The 18,143-nt window shown below is 53.8% G+C and carries 5 protein-coding genes; all 5 read left to right on the top strand.

Annotated elements, in window-relative coordinates:
* Positions 1 to 65: 65 nt before the first annotated feature.
* Complete coding sequence (locus JNO48_05345) at positions 66 to 2,588, top strand: hypothetical protein (protein QTE69325.1); 2,523 nt, start codon at positions 66 to 68, stop codon at positions 2,586 to 2,588.
* Positions 2,589 to 2,702: 114 nt separating this feature from the next.
* Positions 2,703 to 9,041, top strand: a complete 6,339-nt coding sequence (locus JNO48_05340; GenBank protein ID QTE69324.1) for a Cna B-type domain-containing protein — start codon at positions 2,703 to 2,705, stop codon at positions 9,039 to 9,041.
* Positions 8,978 to 11,821 (top strand): Cna B-type domain-containing protein, encoded by a 2,844-nt coding sequence (locus JNO48_05335; GenBank protein QTE69323.1) that lies wholly within the window; start codon positions 8,978 to 8,980, stop codon positions 11,819 to 11,821. Before JNO48_05340 ends, JNO48_05335 begins: the two co-directional genes overlap by 64 nt.
* Positions 11,736 to 12,671, top strand: coding sequence for a Cna B-type domain-containing protein (locus tag JNO48_05330; protein QTE69322.1), 936 nt, complete (start codon positions 11,736 to 11,738; stop codon positions 12,669 to 12,671). The genes JNO48_05335 and JNO48_05330 overlap by 86 nt, the downstream gene beginning before the upstream one ends.
* The gene (locus JNO48_05325; protein ID QTE69321.1) at positions 12,655 to 18,123 is read left to right on the top strand and encodes a Cna B-type domain-containing protein; all 5,469 of its coding nucleotides are present in this window, start codon (positions 12,655 to 12,657) and stop codon (positions 18,121 to 18,123) included. The genes JNO48_05330 and JNO48_05325 overlap by 17 nt, the downstream gene beginning before the upstream one ends.
* Positions 18,124 to 18,143: the final 20 nt, after the last annotated feature.

The following is an 18,143-nucleotide window of genomic DNA, read 5'->3' as shown; positions in this document are numbered from 1 at the left end:
CACTAATCATTTTGGACGATAAAAGGCTGATCGATACCGAGTTTACCAGCATGGGAGGAAGACCAATGAAGAAGACAATGAAACAGTGGATGGCAATCGCCTGTGTGTTTGCGATGATCGCGTGCCTGCTGCCCGTTGGAATCCTGGCCGAAGAAGGACAGGAAGCCGCTCCGGAACAGGCTCCGGTGACCGAATCCGTACAGGTCGTTAATGAGGAACCGACAGCTGCACCGGCAGAAGAACCCGCCGAACCTGTTGCGGAACCCGCGGCAGAACCCGTGGCAGAACATGTTGCGGAACCCGCGGCAGAGCCCGTAGCAGAACCTGTCCAGGAACCCGCGGCAGAGCCCGTAGCAGAACCTGTCCAGGAACCTGCGGCAGAGCCCGTGGCAGAGCCTGTCCAGGAACCCGCGGCAGAGCCCGTAGCTGAACCTGTCCAGGAATCTGCGGCAGAGCCCGTGGCAGAGCCTGTCCAGGAACCCGCGGCAGAGCCCGCTACTGAACCTGTTCAGGAGCCTGCGGCAGAGTCGGTTGCTGAACCTGTCCAGGAACCCGCGGCAGAGCTGGTAGCTGAACCTGCCCAGGAGCCCGCGGCAGAGCCCGTTGCTGAACCTGTTCAGGAGTCTGCGGCAGAGCCCGTTGCTGAACCTGCCCAGGAACCCGTGGCAGAGCCCGTAGCAGAACCTGTCCAGGAGCCCGTGGTTGAGCCCGCTACTGAACCTGTTGCTGAACCTGCAGCAGAGCCGGCTGCCGAACCTGTTGAAGAGCCTGCCCAGGAACCCGTGGCAGAGCCCGTAGCAGAACCAGTCCAGGAACCTGTGGCAGAGCCGGTTGCCGAACCTGCAGAAGAGCCTGTTCAGGAACCCGCGGCAGAGCCCGCTGCAGAACCTGCAGCAGAGCCGGCTGCCGAACCTGTTGAAGAACCTGCTCAGGAACCCGCAGCAGAGCCCGTAGCAGAACCTGCTCAGGAACCTGCTGAAGAGGAACCTGTGCATTTTGAAAAAGGTTATGTCTACGTTAAAGGCGGTACCGAAGTCTATTCTGATATGCGCAAGAGCTCGGTGGTAGGATCCTTTACCACCAAGTCTGTTGCGTATGCATCATCCGCGTTTAAGGCAGAGAATCCCCAGAAAGACTGGCTGAAGATTCGTTTCCTGACAGAGAATGGCGAACTGAGCGGCTATGTCAGAGCAGAATCTGTGATTGCACTGACCGATGCCGAAGTAGTCAGCCTGAAGAACAGTCTGAATGGCAAAGACCTGCCGATCATTCCTTTCAGGAAGGCCGAAGAACCGAAGGCTGAAGAGCCTGTAGTCGAAGAACCTTCTGCAAATGAAGAGCAGGAAGCCGAGGAAATCGAAGAATATCAGACGCCCCTTGGCCTGGATGAGATTAATGAAGCTGAACCGGCAGCTCAGGAAGAGCCTGAAGCGCCTGCAGGAGAACCGGCAGAAAAGCCCGTAATCGAAGAACCCGCGGTGGAAGAGCCTGTCATTGAAGAGCCGGCAGAAGAACCTGCTGTGGAAGAACCCATTATGGAAGAACCGGTAGCGGAGCCCGTAGCGGAAGAAGTTGTCGCGGAAGAACCGGTTGAAACACCTGTGGCTGAAGAACCCGCGGTGGAAGAACCTGCCGCTGAAGAGCCGGCAGCAGAACCTGCTGCGGAGGAACCTGTTGCTGAAGAACCGGCAGCGGAGCCCGTTGCGGAAGAAGTTGTCGCGGAAGAACCGGTTGAAACACCTGTAGCTGAAGAACCTGTGACCGAAGAACCCGCGGCGGAAGAGCCGGCAGCAGAACCCGTTGTGGAAGTACCCGTGGTAGAAGAACCGGCAACGGAACCCGTTGCGGAAGAAAATATCACAGAAGAACCGGTTGAGGAACCTGTGACCGAAGTGCCTGCAGAAGAGGAACCCGCTGAGGAACCGGCAGAAGAAGAACCTGCTGAAGAGAATGCCGAGATCGAAATTGCTGAAATTGAGAAAGAAGAAATTGAGCAGCAGGCTTTGGCGGAAGAGGAATCCGACGAAGAAAAAGAGAATATAGTACCCAAGGTAATCAAGGAGACAGAGAAGCCTAAGACAATTGAAGAATATGAATCCCCAATAGACGAACTTGAAATTGTGACACTGGAGACTGTAACAACAGCCGGTGTTCGTATGAATCCCGACGGACTGAGCACAATCTTCGAGACACTGGAAGAAGGCACCGAAGTCACCGTGCTGGAGCAGAAGGATGACTGGTATGTTGTCCTGATTGAAGACAAGATCGGCTATGTATATGTGGATGACCTGACCACGCTGTCTGAGGAGGAACCCGAACAGCCAGCACAGCCCGAAGAAAAGGAAGAAACGCCCAAAAAGGTTACGATCTTCTCTTCCCGGACCATGCTGATGACAGAAGGCGAACCGGTGTACCTGACCAGCAAGTTGGAAGGCTTTGAGGATGCTGAAGAAATCCTCTACGTCTGGAAGGTGAACAAGGGCAACGGATTTGAGGAAATCCCGGGTGCTAATGAGGCAACCTACACCTTTGCTGCGACGGAAGAAACCCTCACCTGGTCCTGGCACCTGACCGTCCTGTACTACTGATAATCACAACCGCAAGGAGACGGATTCTCCTTGCGGTATTCCCGACTATAGATCGAAATTCCCCCGTAACTGTTGGCAAAGAATAGGACCCAAAGAAATCGGAGGTTTCCAGATATGAAGATGAAGAGAGCTGTGGCGCTGCTCCTTACGTTCATGATGCTTCTTCAGGTGATGCCTGTAAGCGTTATCGCTGAGCCGGGCGAATCTGCGGGCAAGCACTTCAAGCAGGTTGAGTCCAACGATATCGTTGGAGCTGCTGCTGTTGAACAAGCGTTTAGTATCATCTTTGATATGGATGATAAAGAAGCGGAGGAGACGGTTTCTACGTTCCGCAAGTGGCTCTCCTGGCTGCTTGGAGAGCCGAAGACGGAACACAGTGACCGGCGTGAGTCCCGTATCCGCCGCCGCGGTGAGCCGATCGGCGAACTCCCGAAACAAGCGGAAGGAAAGAAGCATGTATACGGCTGGTTCAACCGCAATAAGGGAGAGTATGTCACGGCGGAAACCCCCGTTGAAGAGGACATGACCCTGACCCCTGTGGGCATCAACGAAGAGGAGATCAAGCTGGAACAGCCTGACCTCAAGGTTGAGGTACCCGCCGGGGCTGTTCCGGAAAACACGGAAATCACCGCTGTACCTGTCGAAGCGGAAGAGATTGCCGCCATTGTTGAAGAAACAATGGGCGGAGAAGCTGGCGAGATCCGCGCGGTGGACATCACCCTGACGGATACATTCATCGACGAAGCAGTCGAACCCGAGAAGCCGGTTGAAGTCACCATGTCCATTGCCGGCATGGACACCACCAACCTGACCGTCCTGCACATCAAGGATGACAATACCACAGAGACCGTTCCCTTCACCCTGGAAGGCGACAACGTCATCTTCCAGGCGAACAGCTTCACTGTGTATGCAGTTGTGAATCCGCCATCTCAAGAAGATGAAGCTCGTATAGAGATAAACTTCTATAATGGCTCTACACTGCTTGCCACAATGTATGTCAAGAACAGCGATGAACTCGATGATCTGGAAACAATTCTTTATGATCCGGGTACTGGCACGCTGGGAGAGCGGGAAACATTCAGAGGGTGGACATTCGATCCGAATTATACTGCAGACACTGCAAACTCTCGCTATAATGCGGAAACGAATCCGAATGGTATGATGACCATTAAGGATATCCGCAAATGGGCAGAGGATAAGTTGATAACTGAAGGCGAGTCAGTGAATATCTATGCTATGATATTCACACACTTCGTAGTTACTTATCTGGATCTTGATATTTATTCGCCAGACAGTGAAACAAGCCTTTCTTTGGGCGCTCACAGTGTGTATCTTACAAGAAATGAGACTCAAGGCGAATATACCATTGCCATGCCTTATACGCCCCATGACGGAATGCATAATTTTGAGGGCTGGAATGTAGAAGAAGGCGCTGGCAACATTAAGAGCGCAACCTATACCAGTGGCGGTACAACGACGAATGTGGAGCCTCCTTATCTAAATGGTACAAAAATCATTCTGGAAGGAGATGTCACGTTTAGAGTTAACGCCCCTGAAGGCTTCTGGCTTGTATTTGAGAGCGAAGGTGGTAACTATATTGCTCCTCAGTTCCTGGAACCGGAAGAGTCGGCTGTTATGCCCCAAAATGATGATATGCATAAAACCGGCTATCACTTCATGGGATGGAATACACAAAGAGACGGATCCGGACAGGCATTTACCGGCGGGAGAATTACTGACCGTACTGTAATATATGCGCAGTGGGAAGAAAACACGACTGCTCCATACAGATATCTTATCTATCAGCAGTCGGAAGGCAGTATAGGAAAGACCGCAGCCCAACTGACACCGGAAGATTATGTTCTGGTGGCATCTGTGCCTGTTGCAAGTGGGAGAGTTCATTCAAATATAGCATATACCATTACAAACAATGGTGATGAAGACTTTGTAACGGTAAATGGCCAAACATTCCATTATAAGGGATTCAACTGCGAACAACCAACAGAAGATGTTGAAATTACAGCCGACGGCGAAGCAGTTTTGCCTTTATACTTTAACAGAATAAAATATAATCTTAGATTCTATCTGTATTGGGAAAGAAATGGAACATATTATTATGGCAACAACTCGGCAGCCGGTAATAATACATTTGGAGTTGTATCTCATTATACAGCAACAAATACAAATCAATTGCCTACAACATCCCGTGCAACAACGACCAGTGTTGTAAGAAGTGTAATTAACGAAGATAATACAGAGAGAAACTATAATGCTACTTACTTCACAATATCTGCATATTACGGAGAGAATATAAGTCAGCAATGGCCAACTTACGATCAAATTACTGGTCCGAATAACAATCGACAGCCTGTTAGTTTTGTCATGATGGTCGGGACTCGTCTTAAGCCGAATCCATCTGCCAGTGGCGACGGGACGGTTAAGGGTATCATTTCACGCATGAATGAAGATATCCTGGGCGCGACAAATAATGTAAATGGCAATTTCCTCGTTGTTCGTTTCAACTCTTATAATGAATGGACATATCATCTCTGGTTTGAAGCTGTTAACGGAGAAATACCTGAAGGCGCGGAAAGTAAGGTTCTCGAATTTACTGGAAAAACATATTATCATTATACGAATCACAGAGACTGTATGCATACCAGGTCTAGTAATACTCAGCCATATAGTCAAAATCCCTCGCAGTATGAGGGCTTCACTGTAGTAATGCAGTCTGAAAGCAGAGCTTATTATGATGGCGTTGACGACAGTATTCCGGTGGGCACTGGAAATTCTGGGCATTATCCCAGGCTGAATTATTATTACAATCGGCAGTCGTGGCCCATTACATATTATGATGGTATTTATGTAGATGGAGATGGTGTACAGCTTGATGTCGGTGGCAACAATCCTTTGACATCCAGCATGAATGAATTTGGGAAAAACTATCTCTATAATGAAACAATACCTGATAATGCAAGAAATTTTGATCCTACATCAAAATTAACTGCTGAACTTCAAGAACAGTATGTTTTTGATGGCTGGTATTTTGATAAATCTTGCACGACACCTTATCCATGGTACAAGATGCCCATGGATGGTATAAAAGTATATGCTAAATGGAAACAGAAGGAATACCGTGTATTCCTTCATCCGAATGTTCCAGATGAGGACAAAGACGTTGACTGGGGTAGTGATAACCAGAAAATGTCCTTTAAAGTTCCCTATAACGGGAAAATCAGTCTTCCGGATGGTCGGCAGGAAACAGCAGAACTGATTGGCTGGTATCAAAATGAAGCTTGTACAGAGCTCTTTAATGATGAAGAAACTAAACTAAATGACAGCACAACCCATCCTTATGACAAGGAGCATGAATTTACAGATCCGATCAACGAATATGGCATTCTTGGCCCGAACCCAACAAATGCGGACCTTGATCGCCAATGGGTCCAGAAAAAGATTGACCTGTATGCAACCTGGCGCAGCATTCTTATCGGTGCAGAGGGTATCAATGTTCAGTATGATGCAGTAGAAGGGCGCGGAACCAATGCGCCAGAGGATCACACTCTTTACCTTGATAGTGCTCTGGCTGTTGTCCAATCTGCAGCCACACCTGTTTCAGACAAGGAAGCTTTCCGTTATTGGGTTCTTCAGAAGTGGGATGAGGATGCTGGAAAGTTTGTTGATATCGAACCCATAAAGCAATTTGTTCCTGGTGATACATTTACAGTACTGCTGGAGAATGCACGCACGCAACCCAATGGTTGTGATAACCAAGGAAATCCGAAATATATATATACGGTCCAGCTGCGCGCAGAATACGGGCCGAAGGATTCCCCGACTCCCACACATATTTGGTGGTATTCGAACTTTGGCAGCAATGAAGTAGTAAAAGGGAATACGATTGGTGATACAACAGGAATTTTAAATCTGGGAATTAACCAGGCTGTAGCCATTAAACCTGCCAATACGTTTACCCGGGAAGGCTATAAATTCCTTGGCTGGGCGAGGATTGAGAGCACTGATGATGAAGGAAATCCTATCTCAGGACATCCTACGATTTATAACCTTACAGAAGATGACCTTTATCTTGTGTATGATGAAAGCAATAATAACTTTAAAACCAAATCAGGTACATCGGTAACACAAGTGGCTGCAGATGAGGAATACCCATATCATGACATGTTTGCCGTATGGGAAAAACTTTACAAGGTGACAGTCAAAAAGGTTGTTGATGGACTATACGATGGTACGACTTTCACTATTTCTCAGACTGGTTTGGATGAAACCGCGAATTTCACACTTGCGCATAATGGTCAGAAAGAGTTCGCGGATATCGCAAAGGGGACTGCCGTAACCATTAATGAGACCAATGTGCCAATTGGTTATACATTGGTGTCAATTACCGCACAGCGTGTGACAGACAAAGACGGTAATGCTTTGACAAATCCGGAAGCTATAACTCTAACTAATAATGGATTTACTGCTCCTGAAGGCGATGTAGTCGTTACTGTTACAAATAAGAGGAAGACGACGAAGATCCACGCTGCGAAGACCTGGACCGATAATAACGACCAGGATGGCAAGCGTGCGAACGTCGGCGCGAAATTCCAGCTGTACAAGAAGGTTGGCGAAACATCGACAGCAGTCGGCGAGGCAGTGGATGTGCCTGCGACAGACGGCGAAGTCAAAGTGTGGGAAGGCCTGCCGGTATACGAAGGCGGCGTAGCGATCACGTACTACGTAGTTGAGACGAAGACCGGCACGACCGCGAGCGAATACACCGCGAGCGGTGACGGCGAGAACAAGGGCATCACGGCAACCGAGATTGCAGATCTGGGAACGATCACAGTCACGAACAGCCATACGCCTGTGACGACGAAGATCCACGCTGCGAAGACCTGGACCGATAATAACGACCAGGATGGCAAGCGTGCGAACGTCGGCGCGAAATTCCAGCTGTACAAGAAGGTTGGCGAAACATCGACAGCGGTCGGCGAGGCAGTGGATGTGCCTGCGACAGACGGCGAAGTCAAAGTGTGGGAAGGCCTGCCGGTATACGAAGGCGGCGTAGCGATCACGTACTACGTAGTTGAGACGAAGACCGGCACGACCGCGAGCGAATACACCGCGAGCGGTGACGGCGAGAACAAGGGCATCACGGCAACCGAGATTGCAGATCTGGGAACGATCACAGTCACGAACAGCCATACGCCTGTGACGACGAAGATCCACGCTGCGAAGACCTGGACCGATAATAACGACCAGGATGGCAAGCGTGCGAACGTCGGCGCGAAATTCCAGCTGTACAAGAAGGTTGGCGAAACATCGACAGCGGTCGGCGAGGCAGTGGATGTGCCTGCGACAGACGGCGAAGTCAAAGTGTGGGAAGGCCTGCCGGTATACGAAGGCGGCGTAGCGATCACGTACTACGTAGTTGAGACGAAGACCGGCACGACCGCGAGCGAATACACCGCGAGCGGTGACGGCGAGAACAAGGGCATCACGGCAACCGAGATTGCAGATCTGGGAACGATCACAGTCACGAACAGCCATACGCCTGTGACGACGAAGATCCACGCTGCGAAGACCTGGACCGATAATAACGACCAGGATGGCAAGCGTGCGAACGTCGGCGCGAAATTCCAGCTGTACAAGAAGGTTGGCGAAACATCGACAGCGGTCGGCGAGGCAGTGGATGTGCCCGCGACAGACGGCGAAGTCAAAGTGTGGGAAGGCCTGCCGGTATACGAAGGCGGCGTAGCGATCACGTACTACGTAGTTGAGACGAAGACCGGCACGACCGCGAGCGAATACACCGCGAGCGGTGACGGCGAGAACAAGGGCATCACGGCAACCGAGATTGCAGATCTGGGAACGATCACAGTCACGAACAGCCATACGCCTGTGACGACGAAGATCCACGCTGCGAAGACCTGGACCGATAATAACGACCAGGATGGCAAGCGTGCGAACGTCGGCGCGAAATTCCAGCTGTACAAGAAGGTTGGCGAAACATCGACAGCGGTCGGCGAGGCAGTGGATGTGCCCGCGACAGACGGCGAAGTCAAAGTGTGGGAAGGCCTGCCGGTATACGAAGGCGGCGTAGCGATCACGTACTACGTAGTTGAGACGAAGACCGGCACGACCGCGAGCGAATACACCGCGAGCGGTGACGGCGAGAACAAGGGCATCACGGCAACCGAGATTGCAGATCTGGGAACGATCACAGTCACGAACAGCCATACGCCTGTGACGACGAAGATCCACGCCGCGCGAACACCTGGCCCGAAAATAACGACCAGGATGGCAAGCGTGCGAACGTCGGCGCGAAATTCCAGCTGTACAAGAAGGTTGGCGAAACATCGACAGCGGTCGGCGAGGCAGTGGATGTGCCTGCGACAGACGGCGAAGTCAAAGTGTGGGAAGGCCTGCCGGTATACGAAGGCGGCGTAGCGATCACGTACTACGTAGTTGAGACGAAGACCGGCACGACCGCGAGCGAATACACCGCGAGCGGTGACGGCGAGAACAAGGGCATCACGGCAACCGAGATTGCAGATCTGGGAACGATCACAGTCACGAACAGCCATACGCCTGTGACGACGAAGATCCACGCTGCGAAGACCTGGACCGATAATAACGACCAGGATGGCAAGCGTGCGAACGTCGGCGCGAAATTCCAGCTGTACAAGAAGGTTGGCGAAACATCGACAGCGGTCGGCGAGGCAGTGGATGTGCCCGCGACAGACGGCGAAGTCAAAGTGTGGGAAGGCCTGCCGGTATACGAAGGCGGCGTAGCGATCACGTACTACGTAGTTGAGACGAAGACCGGCACGACCGCGAGCGAATACACCGCGAGCGGTGACGGCGAGAACAAGGGCATCACGGCAACCGAGATTGCAGATCTGGGAACGATCACAGTCACGAACAGCCATACGCCTGTGACGACGAAGATCCACGCTGCGAAGACCTGGACCGATAATAACGACCAGGATGGCAAGCGTGCGAACGTCGGCGCGAAATTCCAGCTGTACAAGAAGGTTGGCGAAACATCGACAGCAGTCGGCGAGGCAGTGGATGTGCCTGCGACAGACGGCGAAGTCAAGGTGTGGGAAGGCCTGCCGGTATACGAAGGCGGCGTAGCGATCAAGTACTACGTAGTTGAGACGAAGACCGGCACGACTGCGAGCGAATACACCGCGACCGGTGACGGCGAGAGCACAGGCATCGAGGCAACCGAGATTGCAGATCTGGGAACGATCACGGTAACGAACAGTTATGCGGCGAAGACGACAAAGATTCACGCAGCGAAGACCTGGAGTGACAGCAACAACCAGGACGGCAAGCGTGCGAACGTCGGCGCGAAATTCCAGCTGTACAAGAAGGTTGGCGAAACATCGACAGCAGTCGGCGAGGCAGTGGATGTGCCTGCGACAGACGGCGAAGTCAAAGTGTGGGAAGGCCTGCCGGTATACGAAGGCGGCGTAGCGATCACGTACTACGTAGTTGAGACGAAGACCGGCACGACCGCGAGCGAATACACCGCGAGCGGTGACGGCGAGAACAAGGGCATCACGGCAACCGAGATTGCAGATCTGGGAACGATCACAGTCACGAACAGCCATACGCCTGTGACGACGAAGATCCACGCTGCGAAGACCTGGACCGATAATAACGACCAGGATGGCAAGCGTGCGAACGTCGGCGCGAAATTCCAGCTGTACAAGAAGGTTGGCGAAACATCGACAGCGGTCGGCGAGGCAGTGGATGTGCCTGCGACAGACGGCGAAGTCAAAGTGTGGGAAGGCCTGCCGGTATACGAAGGCGGCGTAGCGATCACGTACTACGTAGTTGAGACGAAGACCGGCACGACCGCGAGCGAATACACCGCGAGCGGTGACGGCGAGAACAAGGGCATCACGGCAACCGAGATTGCAGATCTGGGAACGATCACAGTCACGAACAGCCATACGCCTGTGACGACGAAGATCCACGCTGCGAAGACCTGGACCGATAATAACGACCAGGATGGCAAGCGTGCGAACGTCGGCGCGAAATTCCAGCTGTACAAGAAGGTTGGCGAAACATCGACAGCAGTCGGCGAGGCAGTGGATGTGCCTGCGACAGACGGCGAAGTCAAAGTGTGGGAAGGCCTGCCGGTATACGAAGGCGGCGTAGCGATCACGTACTACGTAGTTGAGACGAAGACCGGCACGACCGCGAGCGAATACACCGCGAGCGGTGACGGCGAGAACAAGGGCATCACGGCAACCGAGATTGCAGATCTGGGAACGATCACAGTCACGAACAGCCATACGCCTGTGACGACGAAGATCCACGCTGCGAAGACCTGGACCGATAATAACGACCAGGATGGCAAGCGTGCGAACGTCGGCGCGAAATTCCAGCTGTACAAGAAGGTTGGCGAAACATCGACAGCGGTCGGCGAGGCAGTGGATGTGCCTGCGACAGACGGCGAAGTCAAGGTGTGGGAAGGCCTGCCGGTATACGAAGGCGGCGTAGCGATCAAGTACTACGTAGTTGAGACGAAGACCGGCACGACTGCGAGCGAATACACCGCGACCGGTGACGGCGAGAGCACAGGCATCGAGGCAACCGAGATTGCAGATCTGGGAACGATCACGGTAACGAACAGTTATGCGGCGAAGACGACAAAGATTCACGCAGCGAAGACCTGGAGTGACAGCAACAACCAGGACGGCAAGCGTGCGAATGTCGGCGCGAAATTCCAGCTGTACAAGAAGGTTGGCGAAACATCGACGGCGGTCGGCGAGGCAGTGGATGTGCCTGCGACAGACGGCGAAGTCAAGGTGTGGGAAGGCCTGCCGGTATACGAAGGCGGCGTAGCGATCAAGTACTACGTAGTTGAGACGAAGACCGGCACGACTGCGAGCGAATACACCGCGACCGGTGACGGCGAGAGCACAGGCATCGAGGCAACCGAGATTGCAGATCTGGGAACGATCACGGTAACGAACAGTTATGCGGCGAAGACGACAAAGATTCACGCAGCGAAGACCTGGAGTGACAGCAACAACCAGGACGGCAAGCGTGCGAATGTCGGCGCGAAATTCCAGCTGTACAAGAAGGTTGGCGAAACATCGACGGCGGTCGGCGAGGCAGTGGATGTGCCTGCGACAGACGGCGAAGTCAAGGTGGGAAGGCCTGCCGGTATACGAAGGCGGCGTAGCGATCAAGTACTACGTAGTTGAGACGAAGACCGGCACGACTGCGAGCGAATACACCGCGACCGGTGACGGCGAGAGCACAGGCATCGAGGCAACCGAGATTGCAGATCTGGGAACGATCACGGTAACGAACAGTTATGCGGCGAAGACGACAAAGATTCACGCAGCGAAGACCTGGAGTGACAGCAACAACCAGGACGGCAAGCGTGCGAACGTCGGCGCGAAATTCCAGCTGTACAAGAAGGTTGGCGAAACATCGACAGCGGTCGGCGAGGCAGTGGATGTGCCTGCGACAGACGGCGAAGTCAAGGTGTGGGAAGGCCTGCCGGTATACGAAGGCGGCGTAGCGATCAAGTACTACGTAGTTGAGACGAAGACCGGCACGACTGCGAGCGAATACACCGCGACCGGTGACGGCGAGAGCACAGGCATCGAGGCAACCGAGATTGCAGATCTGGGAACGATTACGGTAACGAACAGTTATGCGGCGAAGACGACAAAGATTCACGCAGCGAAGACCTGGAGTGACAGCAACAACCAGGACGGCAAGCGTGCGAACGTCGGCGCGAAATTCCAGCTGTACAAGAAGGTTGGCGAAACATCGACGGCGGTCGGCGAGGCAGTGGATGTGCCTGCGACAGACGGCGAAGTCAAGGTGTGGGAAGGCCTGCCGGTATACGAAGGCGGCGTAGCGATCAAGTACTACGTAGTTGAGACGAAGACCGGCACGACTGCGAGCGAATACACCGCGACCGGTGACGGCGAGAGCACAGGCATCGAGGCAACCGAGATTGCAGATCTGGGAACGATCACGGTAACGAACAGTTATGCGGCGAAGACGACAAAGATTCACGCAAATGAAGACCTGGAGTGACAGCAACAACCAGGACGGCAAGCGTGCGAACGTCGGCGCGAAATTCCAGCTGTACAGGAAGGTTAGCGAAACATCGACAGCGGACCTAGGAAATGGCGCTGTCCCTGCGACAGACGGCGAAGTCAAGGTGTGGGAAGGCCTGCCGGTATACGAAGGCGGCGTAGCGATCAAGTACTACGTAGTTGAGACGAAGACCGGCACGACTGCGAGCGAATACACCGCGACCGGTGACGGCGAGAGCACAGGCATCGAGGCAACCGAGATTGCAGATCTGGGAACGATCACGGTAACGAACAGTTATGCGGCGAAGACGACAAAGATTCACGCAGCGAAGACCTGGAGTGACAGCAACAACCAGGACGGCAAGCGTGCGAATGTCGGCGCGAAATTCCAGCTGTACAAGAAGGTTGGCGAAACATCGACGGCGGTCGGCGAGGCAGTGGATGTGCCTGCGACAGACGGCGAAGTCAAGGTGTGGGAAGGCCTGCCGGTATACGAAGGCGGCGTAGCGATCAAGTACTACGTAGTTGAGACGAAGACCGGCACGACTGCGAGCGAATACACCGCGACCGGTGACGGCGAGAGCACAGGCATCGAGGCAACCGAGATTGCAGATCTGGGAACGATCACGGTAACGAACAGCCATACGCCTGAGACGAAGGCTGTAACGATCACAAAGGTCTGGGAAGACAGCAGCAATAAGTTCAATACTCGTAAAGCCATTCAGCTTATTCTGACCGGAAAGGCCGAAGGAACGACAGTAGTCACAGAGACATATGATATTGCTGCAGATGCGATAGGAGATACCCAAAGCCATGAATTCATGGTTCCGGTGTATGCCAATGGCGGTAAAGTGATCGGCTACACTGTGGATGAAACAGGCGAACTGCCTGGCTACAAAAAGAGTATTGATCAAACAACGCTGACGGTAACAAATAAATATGAACCGACACCTGTCGAAGAGTCCATTCCTGTTAAGAAGGTTTTGACGATTCCGGAAGGACTAACCGGACCGAAGGAATGGAGTTATGGTATCACTGCCACGGCTATAGATGATGCGCCGGAAGCAGCAACAATGACCGGAACGATCAGCAAGTCTACAAAAGACGGTGCTATCGCGATCGGACCGATTACGTTCACGATGCCGGGAACATACAGCTATACGGTAAGTGAGAGCGGTACAATTGCCGGCGTGAAAAATGATGATGATGCAGCTGGCAAAACCGCAACCATAACTGTTGCAGACAATGGTGAAGGGAAACTGACAATCACTGAGGTCACAGGCGTAACCTTCACAAATACGTATGACGCGAAGGTTATCGTAAAGCCGAAGGAAGACAAAACCAAGTTCGGCGTAAAGAATCTGACGAAGACTACGGAAGACAATCTGGGTCATGATTTCACCTTCACACTGAGCGCCGGCAAGAACACAGCGGCGGGCAATATTGATACGCCAATGCCTGCAAGTGCTGAAGGCGCGAATGGCACTGTCAGCTATGTGAAGGATGAAACCGGCAAGAAGATTATTCCGTTCGACGAGATTACTTATACACGGACCGGTACTTACTATTACACGATCACCGAGGACACGAAGGCCTATACAAAGGAAAAAGGCTGGACGGTAACGGATAATCCGGTGGATGTAACGGTCACTGTGGGCGACAACGGCGACGGTACGCTGAGCGCGAGTGTCGTCTTTGGGACGATCACAAACAGGTATGACGCGGAAGTGACAATTGATCCGACAAAGACGGAGACACTGTTTGGCAAGAAGAACCTGACCAAGACCACGGAAGATGGCAAGGATCAGACGTTCAGCTTCACCCTGACTGCAGGAGCCAATACAACTGCAGCAAAGCTTCCGACACCGATGCCTGCGAGCACAGCGGCGAGCGTAACCTACGAAGCCGGTAAGACCGGGGAACAGATCATTCCGTTCGGAAAGATTACCTACAAGGCAGTCGGTGAGTACAATTACACGATCACTGAAGCGGACGCGGGCAAGGGCTGGAAGACAACCGGCAGCCCGGTTGCCGTAAAGGTTGTCGTAACAGACAACGGCGACGGTACGCTGAGCGCAGCTGTGACCGGCGGAACAATCACGAACGAGTACAACGCGGAAATCACGATTGATCCGACGGATGAAAAGGCTGAGACCGTATTCGGTAAGAAGAACCTGACCAAGACCACCGAAGATGGCAAGGCCCAGACGTTCAGCTTCACGCTGACGGCGGGAACCAACACCTCGACGGCCAAGCTTCCCACGCCGATGCCTACGAGCGCAACAACGGCAGCGGCAAGCGTAACCTATAAAGCAGGTGAGATTGGCGAGCAGATCATTCCGTTCGGAAAGATCACCTACAAGGCGGCTGGTGAGTACAATTACACGATTACTGAAGCGGAAGCGGGCAAGGGCTGGACAACCAGCGGCAGCCCGGTATCCGTGAAGGTAGTCGTAACGGACAACGGCGACGGCACGCTGAGCGCGGCCGTGACCGGCGGAGCAATTGAAAATGCGTACAACGCGGAAATCACGATTGATCCGACGGATGAAGAAGCCAAGACCGTATTCGGCAGAAAGAACCTGACCAAGACGACTGAAGACGGCAAGGACCAGACGTTCAGCTTCACGCTGACGGCGGGAACCAACACTACGACGGACAAGCTTGCCACGCCGATGCCCACGAGCACAGCGGCAAGCGTAACTTACGAAGCCGGCAAGACCGGAGAGCAGGTGATTCCGTTCGGAAAGATCACCTACAAGGCAGCTGGCGAGTACAATTACACCATTACCGAAGCGGCGATGGGCAAGGGCTGGACGACCAGCGGCAGCCCGGTATCCGTGAAGGTAGTCGTAACGGACAACGGCGACGGCACGCTGAGCGCGGCCGTGACCGGCGGAGCAATTGAAAATGCGTACAACGCGGAAATCACGATTGATCCGACGGATGAGGAAGCCAAGACCGTATTTGGCAAGAAGAACCTGACCAAGACGACGGAAGACGGCAAGGCCCAGACATTCAGCTTCACGCTGACGGCGGGAACCAACACCACGGCGGACAAACTTCCCACGCCGATGCCTGCGAGCGCGGCTGCGAGCGTCAGCTACGAAGCCGGCAAGACAGGCGAACAGGTGATTCCGTTCGGAAAAATCACCTACAAGGCCGCCGGAACGTACGAGTACACGATCACTGAAGCGGATGCGGGCAAGGGCTGGACGACAACCGGCAGCCCGGTGACGGTGAAGGTCGTCGTAACGGACAACGGCGATGGCACGCTGAGCGCGGCTGTGACCGGCGGAGCGATTGAGAACGCGTACAACGCAGAAATCACAATTGATCCGACGGATGAAGTGGCCAAGACCGTATTCGGCAGGAAGAACCTGACCAAGACGACGGAAGACGGCGAGGCCCAGAAGTTCGACTTCACGCTGGCGGCGGTAACGACCGGCGCCCCGATGCCTGCGAGCGCGGCAGCGAGCGTCAGCTACGAAGCCGGTAAGACAGGCGAACAGGTGATTCCGTTCGGGAAGATCACCTATAAGGCAGCCGGAACGTATGAGTACACGATCACTGAAGCGGATGCGGGCAAGGGCTGGACAACAACCGGCAGCCCGGCGACCGTGAAGGTAGTCGTAACGGACAACGGCGACGGTACGCTGAGCGCGGCTGTGACCGGCGGCGCGATTGAGAACGCGTACAACGCGGAAATCACAATTGACCCGACGGATGAAGAAGCCAAGACCGTATTCGGCGAGAAGAACCTGGTGAAGACCACCGAAGACGGTGAAGGCCAGAAGTTCGACTTCACGCTGGCGGCGGTAACGACCGGAGCCCCGATGCCCGCGAGTGCAGCGGTGAGCGTCAGCTACGCAGCGGACGAAACCGGCAGCAAGGTGATTCCGTTCGGAAAGATCACTTACAAGGCGGCTGGAACATACGAGTACACAATTACTGAAGCGGATGCGGGCGACGGCTGGACAACCAGCGGCAGTCCGGTAACCGTAAAGGTTGAAGTGACGGACAACGGCGACGGCACGCTGAGCGCGGCTGTGACCGGCGGTACAATCGAGAATACGTATGATGCGGAAATCACGATTGATCCGACGGATGAAGAGGCTGAGACTGTATTCGGTAAGAAGAACCTGGCCAAGACTACCCAGGACGGCAAGGATCACGAATTCAGCTTCACCCTGGCTGCAGAAGACGGCGCTCCGATGCCCGAAGGCGCAACTGCCAGCGTGAGCTATGAAGCGGCTGAGACCGGCGTGAAGGTGATTCCGTTCGGAAAGATCACCTACACGGCAGCCGGAACGTACAAGTACACAATCACCGAAGACACGGAAGGCTACACGGCAGAGACCGGCTGGACGGTAACGAACAGCCCGGTGACCGTGACGGTTGAAGTGACGGATAACGGTGACGGTACGCTGGATGCGCAGGTAACCGGCGGTGAGATCACGAATGAATACAATGCGGAACCTGTTGTGGTGGATCCGACGGATACGGCGACCCTGTTTGGCCGGAAGAACCTGATCCTGGTGAAGGGTGACGGGGAAGCCTACAGCTTCAACTTCACACTGAAGGCGGAAACCGCAGGCGCACCGATGCCCGGAACCCCGACCGCTACAGTCAATTACGCGGCAAATGAAGCCGGCACAAAGACGATTCCGTTCGGCAAGATCACATTCACTGAAGTCGGAGAGTTTGAATACAGCATCTCTGAAGTTGTCGGCAACTATAAGCCGGAATACGGCTGGATCATCACGGACAACGACACCAAGGTGAAAGTGACCGTAACAGACAACGGTGAAGGCCAGCTGACCGCAGCAGTAAGCGGAACCGAGACGATTACGAACAGCTATACGTACCAGACTGTCAACGCCACCATCAATAAGGTCTGGAATGACAACAACAATGCGGCGGGCAGACGTCCGGTGAAGCTGACCGTACAGCTGAAGAACGGTAACACCACTGTACAGGAGGCTGAGCTGAACGCAGCGAACAACTGGAGCATCACGGTAAATGAGCTGCCGAAGTTCGCGGATGGCAAGGAAATCACATACAGCTGGACAGAAGAAGCCGTTGTGGGCTATACACTGGAAAGCAATACGACGGTCGGACAGGTCACTACGCTGACGAACCGGGTAACTGGCGGCGGTGGCGGACCGGCGACCTATAACGTGACAGTGCGGTATGAGTACCTGGATGGCAGACCTGCCGCTCCGACCGCTGTCGTGAACCGCAGACCGGGTGAAAACTACAGTATTGATTCTCCTGGTATTCCCAACTATACGCCCACCATCAAGACAGTTCAGGGAACGATGCCGAACCACGATGTAACCGTTGTGGTGCTGTACATCCCCGGCGATAACCTGGTGCCCTTCGATGAGTATGATACCCCGCTGGGCCTTGGCAATGTGAGCCTGAACATCGGTGACTGCTACGAATAATTACCAGTATGCAGCATGCT

This window comes from Clostridiales bacterium (assembly GCA_017569285.1).
Lineage (GTDB): Bacteria > Bacillota > Clostridia > Christensenellales > Aristaeellaceae > Aristaeella.
This window is presented reverse-complemented; position numbering and strand designations above follow the sequence as displayed.

Coding starts and splice junctions, on each gene's coding strand:
- JNO48_05345 (QTE69325.1), top strand. CDS start 66: ATGAAGAAGACAATGAAACAGTGGATGGCAATCGCCTGTGTGTTTGCG.
- JNO48_05340 (QTE69324.1), top strand. CDS start 2,703: ATGAAGATGAAGAGAGCTGTGGCGCTGCTCCTTACGTTCATGATGCTT.
- JNO48_05330 (QTE69322.1), top strand. CDS start 11,736: ATGTGCCTGCGACAGACGGCGAAGTCAAGGTGGGAAGGCCTGCCGGTA.
- JNO48_05325 (QTE69321.1), top strand. CDS start 12,655: ATGAAGACCTGGAGTGACAGCAACAACCAGGACGGCAAGCGTGCGAAC.